This is a genomic window from Psychrobacter sp. CAL346-MNA-CIBAN-0220 (genome assembly GCF_040309805.1).
GTDB lineage: Bacteria > Pseudomonadota > Gammaproteobacteria > Pseudomonadales > Moraxellaceae > Psychrobacter.
Genome location: NZ_JBEOPF010000432.1, coordinates 1 through 260, shown reverse-complemented (window position 1 = coordinate 260; position 260 = coordinate 1). Strand labels below are relative to the sequence as shown.

Below are 260 nucleotides of genomic sequence, written 5' to 3'. Positions count from 1 at the left end.
AATCCAATCATCAAGGTAAGTATAAATTAAGCGCTCTAAGCCTTTGTAATCGAGTTGATGATAATTAACTAGAGCAGAGAACCCATCCGGTAAGCCATCCCATATATGCCAGATAAATGGACGGTGCTGGAACAATTTACAATGTTGCTCAAAGAACTTATCTCGTAGCCAAATGTTTAAGTCGCGAGACTTAACGGACTTCAATAAATTGTTTAATACCGTCGCAGACCACTTATCACCATAGGCGGCATGCAATATAG

The 260-nt window shown here is 39.6% G+C and carries 1 protein-coding gene; it reads right to left on the bottom strand.

Going from position 1 to position 260, the window contains the following annotated elements:
- The coding region (locus AAEY88_RS14260) for a hypothetical protein (protein ID WP_350563444.1) at positions 1–260 on the bottom strand (260 nt) is incomplete at both ends.